21 protein-coding genes are annotated in these 21,104 nt (G+C 75.8%); 11 read left to right on the top strand and 10 right to left on the bottom strand.

From position 1 onward, the window contains the following. The first annotated feature begins 49 nt into the window (after positions 1–49). Complete coding sequence (locus PHY01_RS06785; RefSeq protein ID WP_246085746.1) at positions 50–1,033, top strand: sigma-70 family RNA polymerase sigma factor; 984 nt, start codon at positions 50–52, stop codon at positions 1,031–1,033. Positions 1,034–1,214: 181 nt separating this feature from the next. Then, positions 1,215–1,412, top strand: coding sequence for a hypothetical protein (locus tag PHY01_RS06790; protein WP_141277673.1), 198 nt, complete (start codon positions 1,215–1,217; stop codon positions 1,410–1,412). A gap of 307 nt (positions 1,413–1,719) precedes the next feature. Here the strand turns inward: PHY01_RS06790 and PHY01_RS06795 are convergent, their stop codons facing one another. Together PHY01_RS06795 and PHY01_RS06800 are read right to left on the bottom strand one after the other, a co-directional pair. Further along, positions 1,720–2,541: an Fpg/Nei family DNA glycosylase gene (locus PHY01_RS06795; RefSeq protein ID WP_141277674.1), complete on the bottom strand. Its 822-nt coding sequence runs from the start codon at positions 2,539–2,541 to the stop codon at positions 1,720–1,722. Continuing rightward, a complete protein-coding gene (locus PHY01_RS06800; protein WP_141277675.1) occupies positions 2,541–3,011 on the bottom strand; it encodes a ribose-5-phosphate isomerase in 471 nt (156 codons plus the stop codon). Before PHY01_RS06800 ends, PHY01_RS06795 begins: the two co-directional genes overlap by 1 nt. Before the next feature lie 16 nt (positions 3,012–3,027). On the opposite strand from PHY01_RS06800, the gene PHY01_RS06805 reads away from it, so the two are divergent. Further along, positions 3,028–3,696, top strand: coding sequence for a DUF429 domain-containing protein (locus PHY01_RS06805; protein ID WP_141277676.1), 669 nt, complete (start codon positions 3,028–3,030; stop codon positions 3,694–3,696). Here the strand turns inward: PHY01_RS06805 and PHY01_RS27905 are convergent, their stop codons facing one another. Both PHY01_RS27905 and PHY01_RS06815 read right to left on the bottom strand, forming a co-directional pair. After that, positions 3,697–4,269 carry a DUF937 domain-containing protein gene (locus PHY01_RS27905; RefSeq protein ID WP_141277677.1) on the bottom strand — a complete coding sequence of 191 codons (573 nt, stop codon included), beginning with the start codon at positions 4,267–4,269 and terminating at the stop codon, positions 3,697–3,699. A 61-nt stretch (positions 4,270–4,330) separates the two neighbouring features. Continuing rightward, positions 4,331–5,545, bottom strand: a complete 1,215-nt coding sequence (locus PHY01_RS06815) for an AI-2E family transporter (protein WP_141277678.1) — start codon at positions 5,543–5,545, stop codon at positions 4,331–4,333. A 127-nt stretch (positions 5,546–5,672) separates the two neighbouring features. Here PHY01_RS06815 and PHY01_RS06820 point away from each other — a divergent pair, with 127 nt between their 5' ends. The 3 genes from PHY01_RS06820 to PHY01_RS06830 all read left to right on the top strand — a co-directional run bounded on the left by PHY01_RS06820 (position 5,673) and on the right by PHY01_RS06830 (position 8,999). Further along, positions 5,673–7,574: an ABC transporter ATP-binding protein gene (locus PHY01_RS06820; protein ID WP_141277679.1), complete on the top strand. Its 1,902-nt coding sequence runs from the start codon at positions 5,673–5,675 to the stop codon at positions 7,572–7,574. Between the two features lie 383 nt (positions 7,575–7,957). Then, positions 7,958–8,347 carry a 2-phosphosulfolactate phosphatase gene (locus tag PHY01_RS26840; protein ID WP_141277680.1) on the top strand — a complete coding sequence of 130 codons (390 nt, stop codon included), beginning with the start codon at positions 7,958–7,960 and terminating at the stop codon, positions 8,345–8,347. Beyond that, positions 8,319–8,999 carry an MBL fold metallo-hydrolase gene (locus tag PHY01_RS06830; protein WP_141277681.1) on the top strand — a complete coding sequence of 227 codons (681 nt, stop codon included), beginning with the start codon at positions 8,319–8,321 and terminating at the stop codon, positions 8,997–8,999. Before PHY01_RS26840 ends, PHY01_RS06830 begins: the two co-directional genes overlap by 29 nt. Before the next feature lie 15 nt (positions 9,000–9,014). Here the strand turns inward: PHY01_RS06830 and PHY01_RS06835 are convergent, their stop codons facing one another. The 6 genes from PHY01_RS06835 to PHY01_RS27030 form a co-directional block, all read right to left on the bottom strand. Then, entirely contained in the window at positions 9,015–9,425 is a 411-nt protein-coding gene (locus PHY01_RS06835) for a Rieske (2Fe-2S) protein (protein WP_141277682.1), read from the bottom strand. Positions 9,426–9,436: 11 nt separating this feature from the next. Next, complete coding sequence (locus PHY01_RS06840) at positions 9,437–10,063, bottom strand: DUF6529 family protein (protein ID WP_170183672.1); 627 nt, start codon at positions 10,061–10,063, stop codon at positions 9,437–9,439. Continuing rightward, positions 10,060–10,716, bottom strand: coding sequence for a hypothetical protein (locus PHY01_RS26265; protein ID WP_170183673.1), 657 nt, complete (start codon positions 10,714–10,716; stop codon positions 10,060–10,062). Before PHY01_RS26265 ends, PHY01_RS06840 begins: the two co-directional genes overlap by 4 nt. Positions 10,717–10,827: 111 nt before the next feature. After that, entirely contained in the window at positions 10,828–12,885 is a 2,058-nt protein-coding gene (locus PHY01_RS27025) for an adenylate/guanylate cyclase domain-containing protein (RefSeq protein WP_218030045.1), read from the bottom strand. Continuing rightward, positions 12,878–13,546: a Crp/Fnr family transcriptional regulator gene (locus tag PHY01_RS06855; protein WP_141277683.1), complete on the bottom strand. Its 669-nt coding sequence runs from the start codon at positions 13,544–13,546 to the stop codon at positions 12,878–12,880. Before PHY01_RS06855 ends, PHY01_RS27025 begins: the two co-directional genes overlap by 8 nt. An 85-nt stretch (positions 13,547–13,631) precedes the next feature. Further along, positions 13,632–15,719 carry an Hsp70 family protein gene (locus PHY01_RS27030; protein WP_218030046.1) on the bottom strand — a complete coding sequence of 696 codons (2,088 nt, stop codon included), beginning with the start codon at positions 15,717–15,719 and terminating at the stop codon, positions 13,632–13,634. Positions 15,720–16,025: 306 nt separating this feature from the next. On the opposite strand from PHY01_RS27030, the gene PHY01_RS06865 reads away from it, so the two are divergent. The 5 genes from PHY01_RS06865 to PHY01_RS26270 form a co-directional block, all read left to right on the top strand. Next, positions 16,026–16,565 (top strand): hypothetical protein, encoded by a 540-nt coding sequence (locus PHY01_RS06865; protein ID WP_141277684.1) that lies wholly within the window; start codon positions 16,026–16,028, stop codon positions 16,563–16,565. A 67-nt stretch (positions 16,566–16,632) separates the two neighbouring features. Continuing rightward, positions 16,633–17,436, top strand: a complete 804-nt coding sequence (locus PHY01_RS27910) for an IniB N-terminal domain-containing protein (protein ID WP_218030047.1) — start codon at positions 16,633–16,635, stop codon at positions 17,434–17,436. Between the two features lie 14 nt (positions 17,437–17,450). After that, positions 17,451–19,283, top strand: coding sequence for a dynamin family protein (locus PHY01_RS06880; protein WP_141277686.1), 1,833 nt, complete (start codon positions 17,451–17,453; stop codon positions 19,281–19,283). Continuing rightward, positions 19,280–20,740, top strand: coding sequence for a dynamin family protein (locus PHY01_RS06885; RefSeq protein WP_141277687.1), 1,461 nt, complete (start codon positions 19,280–19,282; stop codon positions 20,738–20,740). The genes PHY01_RS06880 and PHY01_RS06885 overlap by 4 nt, the downstream gene beginning before the upstream one ends. 180 nt (positions 20,741–20,920) lie before the next feature. Then, positions 20,921–21,104, top strand: a 184-nt coding sequence (locus tag PHY01_RS26270; protein ID WP_218030048.1) for a hypothetical protein, incomplete at its 3' end; no start/stop codon positions are given.

The raw sequence follows: 21,104 nt of genomic DNA on the forward strand, positions 1-21,104 counted from the left end.
TGCGGATTTCCGCGCAGGGATGTCGGGGGTCGGCGGTAGGGTCGCCGACGTGACGACGACCACCCCCGCCGACGTTGCCCCCGAGGAGCTCGAGCGCTACCGCCGCGAGCTCACCGGCTACTGCTACCGGATGCTCGGCTCCGCCTTCGAGGCCGACGACGCGGTGCAGGAGACGATGGTCCGCGCCTGGCGCAAGGCCGACGGCTTCGAGGGCCGCTCGGCCGTGCGGTCCTGGCTCTACCGGATCGCCACCAACGTCTGCCTCGACATGCTGCGCAGCCAGAAGCGCCGGGCCCGCCCGGTCGACCTGGGGCCGGCGTCGCGGGTCGAGTCGTTCACCGACACGAAGCGGGCCGACCACGAGTGGGTCGGCCCGATGCCCGACGACCGGGTGCTGCCCACCACCGCCGATCCGGCCGAGCTCACGGCGGCGAAGGAGAGCGTGCGGCTCGCCTTCGTCGCCGCGCTCCAGCACCTCCCGGCCCGGCAGCGGGCCGTGCTGATCCTGCGGGAGGTGCTGGCCTGGCAGGCGAGCGAGGTGGCCGAGCTGCTGGAGACGTCGGTGGCCTCGGTCAACAGTGCGCTGCAGCGGGCGCGCGCCACCCTCGCCGCGCGCGACGTCGAGCGCACCGCACCCGTCACGGCCGACCAGCAGGTGCTCCTGGGTCGCTACCTCACCGCGTTCGAGAGCTACGACGTCGCCGGGCTGGTCGCGCTGCTGCACGAGGACGCGGTGCTTTCGATGCCGCCCTACGAGCTGTGGATCCAGGGGCGCGACGAGCTGGCCCGCTGGTTCGTCGGGCCGGGGGCGGGCTGCGAGGGGTCACGGCTGCTGCCGGTGCGGGCCAACGGCCTGTCCGGGTTCGGCTCCTACCGCCCCGACGGCCGCGGCGGGCACGACCCGTGGGGCATCCAGCTGCTGGAGTTCCGCGGCGACCTCATCGCGGCCCAGCACAGCTTCATCGACCCCCGGCTGTTCCCGGAGTTCGGGCTGCCGACCCACCTCGACCCCGGGCAGCCCTGGCCCGCCTGATCCGGCGCCGCCCCGCCGTCCCCGGCACAGGGCCGAACCGGTGACACCGTGCGGCCCCCGGGTGAACCCGGACGGCCGCGGTTGCGACGTTCGGTTGCTCGTGTCCCGGTGCCCGAACCGGTCGGCCCGCAGTGCACGGACGTCGACGACCGGGTGCGGGTGCACCCACGAGGGAGTCGGCATGGCGATGGATCTGTTCACCGAGTGCGCGGAGCAGCTCGCCGGCTCCCCCGCCCTCGTCGCGCAACTGCTCGCCGAGCACTCCCCGGCTGCCGACGGGTGGTGTCGCGGCCACTCCGCGCACCGCGAGCGGTTCCCCTGCTCCATCCGCCATCTCGCCGAGCTGGCGACCGGCGGGGTCCCCCCGGTCCCGGCGTAGCCGCGCTCCGGACCGGCACGCACGGCCGGACGGACGGTCGGTGCCGTTCACCGGTCGTCGGGGCACCCCGGCGCCCGGTCACTGCGTGTCGTCGTGGCGGGCCGTCCGGAGGTAACGGTGCGATCACCGTCGCCGAGTCACGGTCGGGAAGTCGGGCAGCGGTTCCCGCGCCCGTTCCCGGCCGGTGGCGGCCCCCTCTCGTCACCGGCCCGGGTCCGCGCCGTCCGTGCCCGGGCGGCGCGGACCCGCCCCGTCCGGCATGCCGGCGCGGCGCGAACCGATCACGGAGCGTGACCGTTCGGACGGGTCACGCCGCGCCGGTGGACGGCTGACAGGTGGGGCACCAGAACAGGTTGCGCGCCAGGTGCTTCTCGTGGGCGATCGGCGTGCCACAGATGAGGCACGGCCGCCCGGTGCGGCGGTAGGCGTACACCCGCCGCGCGCACAGGGCGCCGCGGTCGGGCACGTCCTGCATGCGCGGGTCGTCCTCGGGCCGCAGCGTCTCGATCTTCCCGCGCCGCACGCCGTCGCGCAGCATGTCGACGAGATCGGCCCACAGGGCGTCCCAGGTGGGGCGGTCCAGCGCCCGGCCGGGCAGCAACGGGTCGAGGCCGAGCCGGAACAGCGCCTCGGCCCGGTAGACGTTGCCGACGCCCGCGATCACCGTCTGGTCCATGAGCAGCGTGGCCAGGGGCGCGCGGGAGCGGGAGATGCGGGCCCAGGCCCGGTCCGGGTCGGCGTCGGCGCGCAGCGGGTCGGCCCCCAGCCGGGCGTGCACCGCGTCGGCCTCGTGGTCGGCGATCAGCTCGCAGGTGGTGGGGCCGCGCAGGTCGCCGTAGTGCGTCGGCCCGACGACGCGCATGCGCACCTGCCCGCGGGGGGCGTCGGCGGGCACCTTGACGCTGCTGAACTTCCCGTACAGGCCGAGGTGGACGTGCACGACCAGGTCCGGGCCGTAGTGGTGGAACAGGTGCTTGCCGTGGGCCTCGGCGCGTTCGAGAACCCGGCCGTCGACGATCTCCGCCCCGGTGGCGAACCGGCCCTGCGGGCTGCTGACCGCGACCTCGTGGCCGACCCAGCGCCGGTGGTGCGTCCGGGCCAGCCGGTGGAGCGTGTGGCCCTCGGGCATTACTCGGGCACGCCGGGGGACTCGCCGGTGCTCTCGTAGGCGGTGAGCATCTCGATGCGCCGACGGTGGCGGGGGTCGTCGGAGAACCCGGTGGTCAGGAACGTCTCGACGATGGAGAGCGACTCCTCCAGGATGTGCATCCGCGCCCCGATCGCCACCACCTGGGCGTCGTTGTGCTCGCGGGCCAGGCGCGCGGTCTCGTCGTTGTAGGCGAGCGCGGCGCGGCAGCCGGGCACCTTGTTGGCCGCGATCTGCTCCCCGTTGCCCGACCCGCCGATGACGACGCCCAGGCTCTCGGCGTCGGCGACGGTCTGCAGGGCCGTCTCGATGCAGAACGGCGGGTAGTCGTCGTCGGGGTCGTAGGTGAACGGGCCGATGTCGATCGGCTCGAGGCCCAGCGTGCTCAGGTGCTCGATGAGCTTGCCCTTGAGCTCGAAGCCGGCGTGGTCGGAGCCGAGGTAGACGCGCACGGGATGATCCTGCCCCATGAGCGCGGTGGCCGGGGTCGACGGGGTTCCCGGGGGGTGGGTGGTCGCCCGGGTGACGGGCGGGCGCGTGGAGTGGTCGGTGGTGCCCGACGCCGCGGCCGTGCTCGCGGTGACCGCCGGGTGCACCGCGGTCGGCGTCGACATCCCGCTCGGGCTCCCCGCCGGTGGCGGGCGCCGGGCCTGCGACGACGCGACGGCCCGGGCGCTGGGCCGGGCCCGCTCCTCGGTGTTCCCCGCCCCGCCACGGGAGGTGCTGGCCGCGCCCACCCACGCCGCCGCGTGCGCCGTGGCGCGGCGGCTCACCGGCCGCGCGATCAGCCTGCAGAGCTTCCACATCGGACCGAAGATCCTCGACTGGGACGCCGTGGCCGACCGGCCGCCGCACGTCGTCGAGGTGCACCCGGAGCTTGCGCTGCGCCGGATCGCGCCCGACGTCGCGTTCGCGTCGAAGAAGACGGCCCGCGGCGGCGGCCAGCGGATCGCGGCGCTGCACCGCTGGCTCGACACCCCCGCCGCGCTGGCCGACCTGCCCGCGGGCGCCCGTCTCGACGACGTGCTCGACGCCCTCGCCGCGGCCTGGTCGGCCCGCCGCTTCGCCGACGGCACCCACGAGGTGCTGGGCCCGGGCACCGACGACCGGGGCCGCCCGATGCGCGTGGTCGTGTAGCTACCGGCGGCCACCGCCCAGCAGGCCGCCGAGCAGGTCGCCGATGTTCGGGGCGCCGCCCTGGCCGCCGCCACCGGCCAGCACGCCGCCGAGGATGCCGCCCAGGACGTCGCCGATGCCACCGCCCGCGGGGGCCTGCGGAGTGGGGGCGGGCGCCGCCGCGGCGCCCCCGGTCAGCTTCGAGGCCAGCCACGACATGACGATCGGGGCGAGGATGGGGAGCAGCTGGGCGATGAGGTCCTGGCCCACCTTGCCACCGGGCGCGCCCGCGCCGAGCTGCTGGACGACCTGACCGCGCTGGGCGCCGAAGACGTGTCCGACGATCTTGTCGCCGTCGGCGGTGTCGACCTGCGCCAGGTCGACCCCGCCCGCCACCAGCCCGGCGTCGTGGCGGGCGACCGCGTTCGCGAACGACGACGCGCCGCCGGGGTCGTCGGTGTTGGCCTGGATACCGCCCAGCAGCGCCGGCAGCGCCTGCCGGGTGGCCTGCTCCGCGGTCTTCTCGTCCACCCCGAGCCGGCCGGCCAGCTGGCTCATCGGGATCTGCGACAGGATCTCGTCCACCGGACTCATGACATGCGCCCTTCGCGCGGGGCCACCCCCGTGGGCGGCGACGCGGGGAGCCTAGCGGTGATCACCCGGGCTTCTCGACGGCCTCGCCCGGCTCGTCGTCGGGGGCGTCCACCGCGTCCTCGGGGGGCGTCGGGCCGTCGGTGTAGGTGGCCGGGCCGGGGTCCTCGGACGAGGCGTCCGGCGTGCCCGCCACACCGGTGCGCTCGTCGACCCGTTCGCCCAGATACCGCAGGACCACCGCCGCGGCGGCCACCGCGGGCACCGCGAGGAACGCGCCCGCGATCCCGTAGAGCGTGCTGCCACCGGTGACGGCGAGCAGCACGACCGCGGAGTGCAGGCCCAGGCTGCGCGACTGCAGCATCGGCTGCAGCACGTTGCCCTCGATCTGCTGCACCGCCACGATGATCACCAGGACGATCAGCGCGGTCGTGAACCCGTTGCTGACCAGCGCCACCAGCACCCCGAGCGCCCCCGCCACGATCGCGCCGACGATCGGCACGAACCCGGCGAGGAACGTCAGCACGGCCAGGGGCAGGGCCAGCGGCACCCCGAGGATGAACAGGCCGGCCCCGATCAGCACCGAGTCGACCAGGCTGACGATCGCCTGCGTGCGGATGAAGTCGCCGAGGGTCTTCCAGATCCGGCGCAGCACCTCGGCGACGTGCCCGCCCGCCCCGTCGCCGGCGACCGTGCGGATCCAGGGCAGGAACCGCGGGCCGTCCTTGACGAACAGGAACGCCAGCACCAGCGTCAGGATCGCCGTGACCACGCCCGAGGCGACGCCGCCGACGCCGGTGACCACGCTCGTCGCGATCGTCGACACGCTCTGCTGCAGCTGGGCGGTGGCCTGCTGGATGTACTCGTCGAGCTGGCTCTGGCCCAGGTCGAGCGGGGGGCCGGCGAGCCAGTCGCGGATGGCCTGGATGCCCGTCGTCGCGCTGGCCGCGATCTGGGAGACGCTGCCCGCGACCGACGTGCCGATCAGCGTGATCAGCAGGCCCAGCAGCACGATCCCGACCAGCAGGACGGTGGCGGCGGCGAGCGCGGGCGGGAAGCGGTGCCGGCGCAGCCACGCCGTGGGCGGCCACAGCACCGTCGCCAGGATGACCGCCAGCAGCGTGGGCAGCACCACCGACCACAGCGCCCCCACCAGCAGCCAGACCAGCACGGCCCCGCCCGCCACCAGGATCAGCCGCAGGCTCCAGCGGGCCGTCCAGGTCACGCCGTCGCCGATGGCGCTGCCTCGGCCCCGGGAGGGGCGCTCGCTCGTCGTCACGGCGTCAGGTTGTCAGAGATCGCGCGATCCCGGTGGACCGGAACTTGACCTGAACCGCGGTTCAGGTCCTAGAACTGTCAGGGTCCGCGGCCACACTGGGCCCGACCACCACGCAGGGGAGCCCGACATGAGCATGGAGATGGTGGCCTGGCACTCGATGTACCAGGCCGCGCACGCCCACGACGAGCGGCGGCCGTTCTCCCGCGCCACGCTGCGCCGGATCGCCGGGTTCGCCCGGCCGCACCGGCGCCGCCTGGCGCTGTTCCTGGTGCTCAGCGTCGTGGGCGCGGCGCTCGGTGTGGCCACCCCGGTGCTCGCCGGGCGGGTCGTCGACGCGATCGTCACCGGCGGCCCGGCCGGCGTCGTGGTCGGGCTGGCGGGGCTGATCGCGGTCATCGCCGTCGCCGTGGCCGGGTTCGGGGTGGCCCAGCGCTGGCTGTCGTCCACCCTGGGCGAGGGGCTGATCCTCGACCTGCGCGCCGCGGTGTTCGACCACGTGCAGCGCCAGCCGGTCGCCTTCTTCACCCGCACCCGCACCGGAGCGCTGGTGAGCAGGCTCAACAACGACGTCATCGGGGCGCAGCGGGCGTTCAGCGACACGCTGTCCGGGGTGGTGGGCAACCTCGTCACGCTGGCGCTCACGCTCGGGGTGATGCTCACGCTGTCCTGGCAGGTCACGCTGCTCGCGCTGGTGCTGCTGCCGGTGTTCGTGCTGCCCGCCCGCCGGGTCGGGCGGCGGCTCGCGGTGCTGCAGCGCGAGGCCGCCGAGCACGACGCGCGGATGGGCACGCAGATGACCGAGCGTTTCTCCGCGCCCGGCGCCACGCTGGTCAAGCTGTTCGGCCGCCCGGCCGAGGAGACGGCGGAGTTCGTGGCGCGGGCGGCGCGGGTGCGCGACATCGGCGTCCGCACCGCGATGGTGCAGTGGGTCTTCGTCACCGCGCTCACGCTGGTCTCGGCGCTGGCACTGGCCCTGGTCTACGGCCTGGGCGGCGTCCTCGCCCTCACCGGCTCGATGGCCACCGGCGACGTCGTGGCCCTGTCGCTGCTGATCACCGGCCTCTACGCGCCGCTGACGGCCCTGGCGGGCGCCCGGCTCGACGTCATGACCGCGCTGGTCAGCTTCGAGCGGGTCTTCGAGATCCTCGACCTCACACCCCTGATCGCGGAGCCCGCCGACCCCTCCCCGCTGCCCGACGGGCCGCTGTCGGTCGAGTTCGACGCGGTGCGCTTCGCCTACCCCTCGGCCGACAAGGTGTCGCTGGCGTCGCTGGAGGAGGTGGCCCGGCTCGACGCGCGCGGCGGCGAGGAGGTGCTGCACGGGGTCTCCTTCCGGGCCCCGGCCGGGGCGATGATCGCGCTGGTCGGCTCGTCCGGGGCGGGGAAGTCGACGATCGCCCAACTGCTGCCCCGGCTCTACGACACCGACTCCGGGTCGGTGCGCATCGGCGGGGTCGACGTGCGCGAGCTCTCCTTCGACGACCTGTGCGGTGCCGTCGGGCTGGTCACCCAGGACGGGCACCTGTTCCACGAGTCGATCCGGGCCAACCTGCTGCTCGCCCGTCCCGGCGCCGACGAGGAGGAGATCTGGTCGGCGCTGCGCCGGGCCCGCCTCGCCGACCTCGTCGCGTCGCTGCCCGACGGGCTCGACACCGTCGTCGGCGAGCGCGGGTACCGGCTCTCCGGCGGGGAGCGCCAGCGGCTCACGATCGCCCGGTTGCTGCTGGTCTCGCCGCGGGTGGTGGTGCTCGACGAGGCCACCGCCCACCTCGACTCCACCTCGGAGGCCGCCGTGCAGGAGGCGCTGGCCGCGGCGCTGGAGGGCCGCACCGCCCTCGTCATCGCCCACCGGCTGTCCACGATCCGCGCGGCCGACCTGATCCTGGTGCTGGAGGCCGGCCGGGTCGTCGAGCGCGGCACCCACGGCGAGCTCCTCGCCGCGGGCGGGCGCTACGCCGAGCTGCACCGCACCCAGTTCGACTCCCCCGCCGTCGCCGCCCCCTCCGACGAGCCGGCCCTCGTGCAGTGACGCGCACACCCCACGGTGGCTCGCTCTCGCACAGGTTCCGGGCGGTCGCACACGTCCCGGCCTGTGCGAGGGCCTGGACCGTGTGCGACGGCGGGGGGCGTGACCACCGTGCGTCGGTGATGCGCGCCGAGCACCGCCGGCGGGCCCATCGCGACCGGCTGGAGTGGTGGCCGGAGGGGGTCGCTCTGCTGCGCGCGGACTGCGCCGCTGTGGTCGTCGTCGCTGGTGGGTCTGGCCCCGGGGGCGCGCATCGCGCTCGCCTCCCCCAACGGCGCGACGCTGTGCGCGGCGGTGCGGCCGGGCGTCGAGCTGGTCGCCGGGTGCCTGCGCAACGCCACGGCGACGGCCGCGGCCCTGCGCGAGGTCGACGGGCCGGTGGCATCGTGGCGGCCGGGGAGCGGTGGGCGGACGGCGCGATGCGCGTGGCCGTCGAGGACGCACCGGGCGCCGGGGCGATCGCGGCGTCGCTGGACGACCGCTCCCCCGAGGCCGACGCCGCCGTCGACCTGTTCGTCGCGGCCCGGGCCCGTGGTCTGCGCGGTGTGCTGGGCGGCCTGGCCTCCGGACGCGAGCTGGTGGCCGACGGGTTCGGCGCCGACGTCGACCTGGCCGCGGAGCTCGACAGCGGGGTCCTCGCACAGGTTCCGGGCTGTCGCACACGTCCCGGCGTGTGCGAGAGCCCGGGCGGTGTGCGACCGCACGGGCGGTGTGCGACCGCGCGCGGTGTGACTAGCGTGCGCCGGTGTGGACGGGCGGTGGGTGGAGGTCGGTGACGGGGTGCTCGCGCGGCGCTACCGCGAGCTGGACCTCACCGTCGGCCTGGTGCTCGGGGGCGAGCGGGCGCTGGTCGTCGACACCCGCGGCGACGCGGTCCAGGGCCGGGAGTGGGCCGCGGCGGTGCGGGCGGTGACGGCGCTGCCGCTCGCCGTCACGATCACCCACGCCCACTTCGACCACTGCTTCGGCACCGCGGCGTTCCTGCCGTGCCCGGTGTACGCCCACCCCGCCTGCCGGGCGGCGATCGCCGCGACGGCTGCGGCGCAGCGGGCGGAGTGGTCGGCGTACTACCGCGACCGGGGCGACGACGCGACCGCCGACGCGCTGGCCCGCACCGACCCCCCGCTCCCCGACGCGGACGCCCCGGCCGTGCTCGAGCTCGGCGGACGCGCCGTCGCGCTGCGGCGGCCGGGCCGCGGCCACACCGACCACGACCTGGTGGTGCACGTCGACGGCGTGGTCTTCGCGGGCGATCTCGTCGAGCAGGGCGCCCCGCCGTCGGTCGGGCCGGACTCGGTGCCCGCCGAGTGGCCCGCCACCCTGGACGCCCTGCTCGCGCTGGGCCCGGCGGTGGTGGTCCCCGGCCACGGCGACCCGGTGGACGCCGCGTTCGTGGCCGCGCAGCGCGACACCCTCGCCGGTGCCTGAACCACCCCGCGGGGATCAGGCCGACACGACCGTCCCGTCGGTCACCATGACCGCCCGCTCGGCCAGCGGGCTCGGGGCGGGGCCGGCCACCACCGAGCCGTCGGCCACCGCGTAGGTGCTGCCGTGGCAGGTGCAGTTGATCGTGTCGGTGACGGTCGCGACCAGGCAGCCCTCGTGCGTGCAGGTGGCCGAGAACGCCCGGAACTCCCCCTCGACCGGCTGGGTCACCACGGTGTCCCGGTCGGCGAGGATCACCCCGCCGCCGACGGGGACGTCCGCAACGGCCGCGAGCGGGGTGCCCGGCGGCGGCGGGGGGACCGCCCGGGGCCGGCCGGGACCGTACCCGGCACAGCCGGAGAGCGCGGCGGCGCAGGCGATGCCGCAGGCCGAGGCGAGCACGGCACGGCGGCCGACCGGGGTCGTCATGAGCGGCTCCATCAGAACCTGATCCCCCGGGTGCCGAAGTACCACACCGACGACGTCAGCCAGAGCACGACCAGCGCGGTGAACACCGCGCCGCCGAACACCGGCAGCGACCACTTCGGGGTGTCCTTGCGGGTCAGCAGCAGCATCTTGGTGATGAACACCCCGTAGAAGAAGCAGCCGAACAGCGAGTGCACGAGGATCCGCGGCTCGTGGTACTCGAACCCGAGCGCGTAGAGGCAGTGCACGGCGACCGGCACCGTCACCAGCACCGCCGCGCGGCCCGACCAGCGGTGCAGCGCACCGGTCCAGGACGGGGCGCGGACCGGGATCCGCCCGTACATGACCAGCGCCGAGACGAGCTGGACCAGCGCGAGCACGAACGCGATCGTCGCCAGCCACGACTTGGCCGCGAGGCTGCTGGAGAACCCCGCGATGTTGACGGCGAACAGCGCGGGCTCGTGCAGCCGCCCGTACACCCCGAGGCCGACGGACACCAGCGCGCCGGCGGCGATCGCGAGCACCCACCCGGTCGCCGACGGCGGCGTGGCGGCGGGCACGGACGACGGGGGTGGAGCGGCGAGGGCCGGTTGGGTGACCGGGTCCGCGTAGGGGTCGGGCGCGGCCGGGCGTTCGGTCATCGGAGGACTCCCTCGGACGCGCCGTCGACGGCGGTGACGGTGACGGCCTCGCCGTCCAGGACGGTCGAACCGGGCGCCGCGGGGTCGAACGGGGGCGCCGCGACGACCTCGCCCGCGGCCCGGGCGCCGCCGGTGACGGTGCCGTCGAGGGCGATCCAGCCGATCCGGACGGCGACGCCGTCGATGTTGGCGCGCCCGTCGTAGAGGCCCTCGGGGGCCTGCACGACCTGTGCCGCGTAGGGCCACTGCGCGCCGCCGACGGCGACCTGGCCGAACGCCGCCGTCCCGTCGACGGTGCCGGTGAGCTCGGCCCCGTCGCCGCCGGTGAGTGCGAGCTCCGAGCCGGTGAGCGTGCCCTCCAGCCAGGCCTCCACCCGGTCGCCGTCGCAGACGTAGGCGACCGCGCGGCCGTCCTTCACCGCGATCGCGACGGTCACCTCGTCGCCCGAGGAGCGCCCGGCCCAGACCGCCTCCGCGACGGCGGGGGCCTCCGGCGCCGGTGGCGCCTCGGCCGCGGGCGCGGCGGCGGGGGCGGCCGCCGCCGCCGGGGCGGGCGGGGCCTGCGCGGGATCGTTGAGCACGTCGACGGCGAACAGCACGCCGCCGAGCACGGCGACGGCCCCCAGCGTGAGCAGTGGTGCGTACCTCGTCATCTCGTCCGTCCCCTGGCATGTCGGCGGGTTCCCGCACACGGTCCCGCCGCGGCCCGCGGCCGCGGCGGTAGGACTACAGCTGCGAACGTGTACATCGACACGGAGCCCCGCCTACGCGTCGACCGGTGCGGGGGCCGGCGCCCGCAGCCGGAACGCCGTGACGGGCCCGGTCCGGCCCTTCACCGTCAGCTCCCCCATCGGCTCGACGAGGACGTCGTCGGGCAGCAGCAGCCGCGTCGACTCCCCGATCACGACCTGCCCGGGCTCGGCCGCCGACTCCAGCCGGGCCGCGACGTTCACCGCGTCGCCCATCGCGTTGAAGTTGCGCAGCGCCGTGCTGCCGATGTTGCCGACGAGCGCGGGCCCGGTGTTGACCCCGATGCGGAAGGTCGGGCCGTCGTCGTCGGCGATCCCGGCGATGCCGGACTGGATGGCGAGCGCGGCGCGGGCGGCGCGCAGCGCGTGGTCGGGCTGGCGGGTGGGGGCGTTGAACAGCGCCATCATGGCGTCGCCGACGAACTGCACCACCGTGCCGCCCTCGGCCAGCACCGCGGCGGTGGCGATCTCGAAGTAGCGGTTGAGCAGGACCACGATCTCCTCGGGCGTCGCCTGCTCCGAGAACGTGGTGAACCCGCGCAGGTCGGCGAACACCGCCGTGACCTCGACGACCGCCCCGCCGAGCGCGGCCTGCGTCGGGTCGGCGAGCAGCGCGGTGGCGACGTCGGGCGACATGTACTGGCGGAACAGCCCGTCGAGCTGGTGGTAGAGCCGCGCGTTCTCCAGGCCCATCGACAGCTGGCTGGCCAGCGAGGCGAGCAGCGAGCGGTCGCGGTCGGTGAAGCCACCGCTGCGCCGGACGAGCAGCACACCCGCCGGCAGGTCCTTGACGGTCAGCGGGCAGGCGAGCACGTCGTCGCCGGTCTCGACCGGGTCGAGGCCGTCGGGCAGCGCGACCTCCGCGGTCCAGGCGGGATCGGTGGACAGGGCCTCGGGGTAGGTCAGCTCGCCGTCGGCGAGCAGGCCGATCCGCACGGCGTGGCCGTCGAACCCGTCGGCGACGCGGGTGACGGCGCGGCGCAGCAGGTCGTCCTCGGCCAGGCCGACGCGCGACTCGTGCCCGATCGCGACCAGCACGCCGAGGCGCCCGATCTGCTCGCGCTCCCCGCGCAGCGCGGACGCGGCGCGCCCCAGCACGGCCGTCTGGCCCTCGGTGAGGCCGAACCGCGCCGCCATGCCCGCGGTGATCAGCGCCATCTCGTCGGCGGAGATCTCCCCGGCCTCCTGCCGGCGCACCGCCGACACCAGTGCCTCCAGCGCGGCGCCGTACTCCTGGCGCACCGCCTGCACCGTCTCCTCGGTGCGGACGCCGTCGAACAGGCCGGTGGTGGCGCCCTCGGCCTGGTAGCCGGCGTAGGCGCTGTAGGCGATGTAGCCGAAGGCGACGGCCATCAGCACGTGCCACAGCCACCAGGTGAGGTGCCAGCTCGGGCCGAGCACGACGGCGATCATCGACTCGGCCAGCAGCACGTTGGCCGTCAGGATCGACAGCAGCATCACCGAGCGGCGGCGCCGGTAGAGCTGCAGGTAGCGCACGGCCACCACGGCGTACAGCAGCACGGCGACGGCGGCCACGGCCACCAGCGGGCCCGACAGCTCCTCCGCGATCGCCGGGTCGGCCAGCGGCGGCAGCCCGGCCAGCGACACCACGCCCCACAGCGCGGCGACGCCGAGCAGGCCGCGGCGCAGCCAGGGCGCGAGGCGCAGCACCGTGGCCCACGGCAGGTCCAGCGCCGACGCCGCGGTGAACAGCGCGGCCAGCGCGAGCCCGACCGGGGTGGCGAGGGCGAACCCGCCGTTGCGGCTGCCCAGCAGCACCCCGGGCGTGGCCAGGGCGTGCAGGCCGAGGAACAGCGCAGCGGCGAGGAAGGCCAGACCGACCAGCAGCAGCCGGGCGTCGTCGTGGCGGCGGGCGGCCCGCGCGACCAGCACGGCGAGCCCGACGTTGAGCGCGGCGGCGAGCGCGATCAGCCAGAAGTGCGTGGGATGGTGTTCGAGCCGGACGTCGGCGGCGGGCACCGCGAGCAGCAGCCACAGCCCGGCCAGCGGCAGCGCCAGGTGGAAGGCCCACACCACGACCCGGGCGGGAACCCCGCGGGAACGGTCAGCCACTGGCCCTCCTGCGCAGTCCGTCGAGGTCGAGGACGGTCATCGTGCGCCGCCCGGTGGTGAGCAGGCCGCGGTCGCGCAGCACCCGCAGCGCCTTCGCGACGGCCTCCCGCGACGCCCCGACCCACCCGGCGAGCTCGTCCTGCGAGAGCGGCACGGGGATGCGGACGCCGTCCGGCGCGGGCTCGCCGAACCGGTCGGCCAGCTCGACCAGGCGGCCGGCGACGCGCGCGGCGATGTCGAACGCCCCGAACTCGACGCGCTTGCGGTCGGCGTCGCGCAGGCGGGAGGTGACCAGCCGCAGCAACACCATCGCGGCCCCGGGATGGGTGTTCAGGAACGCCTCGAAGTCCGGCCCGGGGACCACGAGCGCCACCACCGGCTCCAGCGCGGCCACCGAGGCGCCGCGCGCCGACCCGTCGACGGCGGAGAGCTCGCCGAGCAGCGCACCCGGCCCGCGGACGGCGAGCAGAACCTCCTCGCCCTGCTCGGTGATCGAGAAGACCTTCACGCGCCCGCTCACCACGACGACCACGGTGCTCGACCGGTCACCCTCCAGGAACAGCGACGACCCGGCCGGCCAGCGCCGGTGCCGGCCGCGCGCGGCCAGGGCGGCGCGCCCGGCGTCGTCGAGGCTCGCGAGGAACTCCTCGGGCTCGGGCATGCGACCTTCCCCGGGGGAGATGGGCAGCGACAGGTGCCGGAGTCTCCCACCCGATCGGGTGACGGGGCCAGATCCGATCCGGACCTCAGGCCGCCCCCTCGGCGACGGCCGCCGCCGGGTCCCCGACGCCGAGCGGATCGGTCCCGCCGACGCCCGCACCCTCGGTGCCTCCCGCGGCCGCCGACGTGGTCGGCGCCTCGGTCGTGGGCGGGGCCTCGGTGGTCGGCGGCGCCTCGGTCGTCGGCTCGGTGGTGGGGGGCTGCGTCGTCGGCGGGGGCGGGGCCGGGGTGGGCGGCGCGGCGGTGCGCTGCGTCGTCCGCGGGGCCGGCGCGGGGGCCGGGGCGGGCGCGGGCGCGGGCGCCGGGGCCTCGACCGAGGTCGAGGGCAGCAGCGACGGCGACGGCGTGGCCGCCTCCGAGCGGCCCGCGGGAACCGGTTCGGGCGTCGCCGCGGCGGCGCCCGAGGCCGGGCGGCTCGCGAACGCGATCGCCCCGCCCGCCACCGCCGCGGCCAGCACCGAGGCGGCGACGACCGCGAGCAGCCGGCGCGGGATCTCCCGGCGGGCCGCTCCCTCGGAGATCGGCCGCACCGGGGGCGGTGGGCGCAGGGCCGTGGTGGGGGGCAGGCCGTCGCCCGGGGCGGGCGGCCGGTCGGCCGAGCGGTCGCGGAACAGCGGTGCCGCGCCGCCGGGGGCGGGGCCGAGCCGGGTGTCCATCGCGGCCCGCCGGGCCACCTCGTCGCGGACCGTCGCGTCCCGGGCGCCGGGCGCCGCGGCACCGGTCGCGCCTACGGCCCGGTGCCCCCCGGTCCCGGCGGCCGGACCCCCGGGCACCGCACCCCCGGGCACCGCACCCCCGGGCACCGCACCCCCGAGCGCCGCACCACCGAGCGCCGCACCACCGAGCGCCGCGGCAGCGCCCGCCCCCCGGGCAGGCGCGCCGCCCCGCGACACCGCCTCCCGGCGCGTCGCGGCCTGCCGGTAGGCGGCGTCCCGGAACGTGGCGTCGCGGACGGCCCCGTCGCGCAGCGCGGCCTCCCGCGCCGGCGGCCGGTCGTCCAGGGAGACCGCGCCCGCACCGTGCGCGTCCAGCGCCTCGGCCACGGGCGCCAGGCCCCGCGCGACCAGCGCCGCACCGGCCGCGATGACGCCCTTGGGATCGGCGTCGACGGAGGCGGGCCGGCCGATCCCGGCCGACACCAGCTCGGTGACCAGCGGGATCCGTGACGATCCGCCGACCAGCAGCAGGGCGGCGAGGTCGGCGGGGGCGACGTCGGCGGACTCCAGGGCCCGCGCCAGCGCGTCGACGGTCTCGGCGACGGCGGGACGGATCATGTCCTCGAACTCGGCGCGGCCCAGCCGCACGCGGGTGTGCAGCCCGGGCAGCATCACCGGCACGTGCACGACGGTGTCGACCGAGAGCCCCTCCTTGGCCGCGGTGCACTCCCGGCGCAGCCGCGCGACGGCCTCCAGCACCGAGGGGTCGGTGCCGTCGAGCTCCGCCCAGGCCTCGCCGAGGGCCTCGCGGACGTGGGTGAACACGGCCTCGTCGAAGTCGATTCCGCCCAGGCGCTCGATGCCCTCGGGGCTGCCGAGCAGGGCGAACCCGCCGCGGGGGTCCTTGCGCACCACGGCCGCGTCGAAGGTGCCGCCGCCCAGGTCGTAGACGGCGACGACGGAGCCGGGCTCCACCCGCTCGGCGCTGGCGTAGCCGACGGCCGCGGCCTGGGGCTCGGTGAGCAGCACCACCGGCCCGACGCCGTGGTCGTCGAGCGCGGACCGCAGAGCGGTGATCTTGTGCGGGCCCCAGCCCGCCGGGTGGGTGACCGCGATCCGCGACGGCGGGGCGCCCTCGCGCTGCGACACCTGGCGCACCAGCGCGGTGATGAACCGGGCCGCGAGCACCTCGGCGGGCACCGGCTCGCGCCCGACGAGCACGGGCGTCGGGTCGCCGATGCGGCGCTTGAACTCGCGCACGACGCGGTCGGGGTCGGACAGGGCGCGCCGCTCGGCGGCCTCGCCCAGCAGCAGCGACCCGTCGGCACCGGCGAACACGGCGGAGGCGACGGCGTGGCCGTGCTCGCCGAGCGGGACCGGCTCGGCCGTGCGGGCGCCGTCCCGGCAGACGGCGGCCGCCGACCACGTCGTGCCCAGGTCCACACCCAGCTGGTACATCGGTTTCCTCCGTGCCCGTTCGCGACTGGTACGCCGGGGAGCCGACGTCATGGGGAACAGACGTCAGCATCCCGGCGCGAGGTACACCGCGGCCGGAAATACCGGGGGGATCCCCTAGTACGCCCGGGGTCCGGGCCGGGATCCCGGTACGCGGCGGCGGCGGAACAGGGGGGCGCCCGGATCCGCGGGGGTGCCCCCGGAGCCCATCGTTCTCGGCAACCGGACGCAGCGCCGGTGGGCGCAGACGGCGCCACCGCAAGTGCGAGACACCAGACACCGCAGGACACCAGACACAGGGAGCACACCATGACCGGCTCGTTCAACGTCGAGAGCTTCATCGCCAACCTCAACGAGGACCTCGACCTCGACCAGAACCTCCTGCAGGACACCGACCAGGAGAACCAGAGCGCGCAGGTCTCCGACCAGGAGACCACGCAGGTCGGCGACCAGGACCAGGACGTCACCACCGCCACCAACACCGAGGGCGGCAACGCCGGTGACGGCGGCATCGCCGTCGGCGGCGACGCCAGCGGCGGGGCCGGCCTCGGCATCGGCGGCACCTCGGGCGGCATCTCCCAGGGCGGCGGCGACGGCGTCAACATCAACTTCGGCGACACCGGCGACGCCAGCGGCACCGGCGTGGGCGGAGCGGGCGGGGTGGGCGGCAACGCCGACGCCTCCGGCGGTGACGGCGGCGACGCCGACTCCGACGTGGACGTCGACGCGGACGCCACCCAGGTCTTCGACTCCGACCAGGACAACGACCAGGACTCGGACCAGGACAACGACTCCGACCAGGACGCCGACGCCGACGCCGACCTGGACCTGACCAACTTCATCAACTGATGCGACCCCACCGGCCCCGCCCGCGACGAGCGGGCGGGGCCGGTGGCCGACCCGGAGGTGAACAGCCGTGATCGCGCTGTCGCAAGTGATCGACTTCCTCCTCGGCCTCATGGGCGACGAGGGCAAGCGCCTGGCGTTCGAGCAGAACCCGCATCAGGAGCTGACCGCCGCCGGCCTCGACGGGCTGACCGGCCAGGACGTGCGCGACGCGCAGCTGCAGATGTGCGACTCCGGGGTGATCAGCTCCGGAGGCGGCGGCGGCGGTGGGGGCGGGGGCGGCGGGGGCGGTGGCGGTGCGGCCGGGGGCGGCCGGCACACCGCAGGGGACGACCCCGTCCAGGCCATCCAGCACACGACGGCCACCTTCCACGTCACGGAGGTGACCGAGACCACCATCGTCACCATCGACGACCGCGACGTCGTCTTCAACAACTCGTTCAACTCCGACGACGACGTGACGATCATCGACGACTCGTTCAACGACAGCTCGTCGGTCGTCAACGACGTCACGGCGATCCAGGACAACGACACGATCATCAACGACAACGACACGATCAACGTCGAGGACAACGACACCCAGGTCGGCGAGGTCGTCGTCGGGGGCCCGGGCGACCCGCAGGACCCGGACGCCCCGCAGGAGGCGACCGAGCCCGCCGACGCGGGCGCGGCGAACCCGCCGCTGGGGATCGCGACCGAGGACATCGTCGGGCCCGACGCGGAGCCGGCCGACGAGACCGGGGACGGGGCCGAGGAGGCCGGCACGACGGAGCCGGCCGACACGGCCGAGCCGGAGCCCGAGGTCGACGACGCGCCGGACTTCACGACCGACGTCGAGCCGGACCCCGACCCCGTCGACGCCGCGATCGTGTAGGGGGGACCGACGCCATGAGCGGCACCGACCCGGCCGGGGTGGTCGACGAGGCCCTGTCCGTCATCGCCCGGTACGACCGTCCCGACCTCGACGAACGGCTGCGGATCTCGCGGGCCCGGGTGCTCGACGGCCGGGTGCGGGTGCTCGTGGTGGGCGAGTTCAAGCAGGGCAAGTCGATGCTCGTCAACGGGCTGGTCGGGGCCCCGGTGTGCCCGACGTTCGACGACGTCGCCACCGCGGTGCCGACGGTCGTGCGGCACGCGGAGACGGTGACGGTGACGCTGGTGCGCCGCGGCGGGCCCGACAGCGAGCCCGTGCGCGTCGACATCCCGGCGGCCGACCTCGCCGCGCACGTCTGCGAGCAGGGCAACCCGGGCAACCGCGAGGGCTGGAGCCACGTCGAGGTGGGGGTGCCGCGGCCGGTCCTCGCCGGGGGGCTGGAGCTCGTCGACACCCCCGGTGTCGGCGGGCTCCAGTCCGTGCACGGCGCGGCGACGATGTCGGCCCTGCCCTCCGCCGACGCCGTGCTGCTCGTCTCCGACGCCTCGCAGGAGTACACGGCCCCGGAGATCGCGTTCCTGCGGCACGCCGCGTCGGTCTGCCCGACGGTGGCGTGCGTGCTGACCAAGATCGACCTCTACCCGGAGGCGGGGCGCATCGCGGAGCTCAACCGCGGGCACCTCGCCGCGGCCGGCATCACCGCCGAGCTGTTCGAGGTGTCCTCGACGCTGCGCTGGCACGCCGTGCTGACCAGCGACACCGAGGCCAACGCGGAGTCCGGGTTCCCGGCGCTGGTGGGCTACGTCCGCAAGCGCGTGCTCGGGCAGGCCGACCGGATCGCCCGGCGCGGCGTCGTCCACGACGTGCTCGCCGTGACCGAGCAGGTCTCGGGCAGCCTGCGGGCCGAGCTGACCGCGCAGGACCCCGAGGCCGCCGCCGCGCTGATGGCCGGGCTCACCGCGGCCCAGGAGCGCGCGACCGCGCTCAAGGAGCGCTCGGCCCGCTGGCAGCAGACCCTCAACGACGGCGTCGCCGACCTCAACGCCGACATCGACTACGACCTGCGCGACCGGATGCGCGAGATCAGCCGCCTCGCCGAGGACGAGCTGGCCGCCGTCGGCGACCCGACGAAGGTCTGGGACCAGTTCTCCGGGTGGGTGCAGCAGGAGGTCGCCAACGCGGCGGCGGCGAACTTCGTCTGGGCCACCCAGCGGGCCCGCCACCTCGCCCACAAGGTCGCCGAGCACTTCTCCAGCGACCGCGACCAGCTGCTGCCGGCCCTGCGCAACGACCCCTCCGACGCGCTGCGCTCGGTGCGGGCGCTGAAGATGCCCGAGGCGGAGACGTGGTCGATCGGCAACAAGGCGCTCACCGGCATGCGCGGCGGGTACATGGGCATGCTGATGTTCGGGATGATGGGCACCTTCCTCGGCTTCGCCTCGCTGATCAACCCGCTCGGCATCGGCGCGGGGCTGGTGATGGCGGGCAAGTCGGTGGGCGACGAGCGCAAGCGGATCGTCACCAAGAGGCAGAACGAGGCCAAGACCGCGGCGCGCCGCTACGTCGACGACGTCACCTTCCAGGTCGGCAAGGACTCCCGCGACCGGCTCCGTGCCGTGCAGCGCGATCTGCGCGACCACTTCACCCAGCAGGCCGAGCAGCTCAAGCGCTCGCTGGCGGAGTCCCAGCAGGCCGCCGAGCGGGCGGTCAAGCAGTCGCAGAGCGAGCGGGCGGCGCGCCAGGCCGAGATCAACGCGCAGCTCGCGGAGCTGGAGTCGGTGCGCCAGCGGGCCAGGGCCCTGCTGACGGCCGCCGCCACGACACCGGCGAAGGCCGTGGCGTCGTGAGCCTGATCGCCGCCACGCGCCGGGTGCTGCTGCTCGCGATCGACACCCACCGGGGCGACCCCGCCACCGTCGCCCACCTGCAGGGCCAGCTCGCCCGGCTCGACGAGCCGCTGCGCGTCGCGATCGCCGGGAAGGTCAAGGCCGGCAAGTCGACGCTGCTCAACGCCCTCGTCGGCGAGAACGTCGCCCCGACCGACGCCGGGGAGTGCACGCGCGTCGTCACCTGGTACCGCGACGGGCACGTACCGCGGATCGTGCTGCACCCGCACCGGGGCGCCGCCGAGCCGCTGACCGTCCGCCGGGAGGAGGGCTCGCTGGTCATCGACCTGGCCGGCACCCCCGCCGACGACGTCGAGCGCCTGGTCGTCGACTGGCCCTCCGAGAGCCTGCGGGCGGCCACGCTGATCGACACCCCCGGCATCGCCTCGACGTCGGCGTCGACCTCCCAGCGGACCGTCGCCTTCCTCGACCCCGACGACGACACCCCCACCGAGGCCGACGCCGTCGTCTACCTGATGCGCCACCTGCACGCCGCCGACGCCGAGTTCCTGGAGTCCTTCCGCGACCGCGGCGTCGCGCGGGCCACCGCCGTCAACACCGTCGCGGTGATCTCGCGGGCCGACGAGATCGGCGGCGGCCGCGTCGACGCCATGTTCTCCGCGCGCGGCATCGCCCAGCGCTACCGGGCCGACCCGACGGTGCGCGGCCTGTGCCAGGACGTCGTCGCCGTGGCGGGACTGCTCGCCCAGACCGGGCGGACGCTGCGCCACGCCGAGTACACCGCGCTCGCCGACCTCTCCGCGCTCCCCCGCGAGGAGCTCGACGGCGACCTGCTGTCGGTGGCCCGTTTCCGCCGGGGCGGTGACGCCGAGCAGCGCGACCGGCTGGTGCGCCGCTTCGGGCTGTTCGGCATCCGCCTGTCGGCCATGCTCATCCGGCAGGGCACGAACAACCCCGACGCCCTCGCCGCCGAACTGGTGAACCGCAGCGGGCTCGCCGAGCTGCAGAACGTCCTGCACACCCAGTTCACCGGCCGCCGCGACCTGCTCAAGGCCCGGTCGGCGCTGCTCGCCGTCGACCGGTTGCTGCAGGGCACACGGCGGGACGGCCCGCTGGCGCGCGAGGTGGAGCGCGTGCTCGCCGGCGCCCACGAGTTCGCCGAGCTGCGGCTGCTCGGCGCCCTGCGCTCGGGGGTCGTGGGGCTGCCCCGCCCGGTCGCGGAGGAGGCCGAACGCCTGCTCGGCGACGCCGGCGCGTCACCGGCCGCGCGGCTGGGCCTGCCGCCCGGCACCCCCGCTGCGGAGCTGCGCCAGGCCGCGTTCGGGGCGCTGGAGCGCTGGCAGCGCCACGCCGCCAACCCGATGCTGTCGCGCTCCGCGACCGCCGCGTGCCACACCGTCATCCGGACCTGCGAGGGAATCCTCGCCGCCGGCCCCCACCCCGTCCGCACCCCTTGAACCCCCAGGACGGACGGAGTATCAACCCGTCGGGGTCGTCCTCCTACGTAGCGGGTCGCGACGGACACATCGGAGCGTGTCCGCGTACACGGACCGGTGGCCGTCGCCGCACCAGCATGGGCCTGACACCGCTTCAGAGGGGTAGTAGCCATGCCGAACACCGCAACCCGGGACACACCCGTGACCGCGCCGTCGATCGACGACACGGGTGACGCGGCCCTGGCCGAGCAGGCCTGGGCCCGCGGTGACGCCGTCGCCGCCATCGAGGCCGCCGACCGGGTGCTCGCCGAGGGGAGCGACCCGGGGGCCCGGGCCGCGGGCGTCGCCGCCGCGGCCGCCGCCGCCGACGGCGCCCTGCTCGACG

Origin of the sequence: Pseudonocardia hydrocarbonoxydans, from assembly GCF_006539565.1 — a bacterium.
In the GTDB taxonomy this organism is placed as follows: domain Bacteria; phylum Actinomycetota; class Actinomycetes; order Mycobacteriales; family Pseudonocardiaceae; genus Pseudonocardia; species Pseudonocardia hydrocarbonoxydans.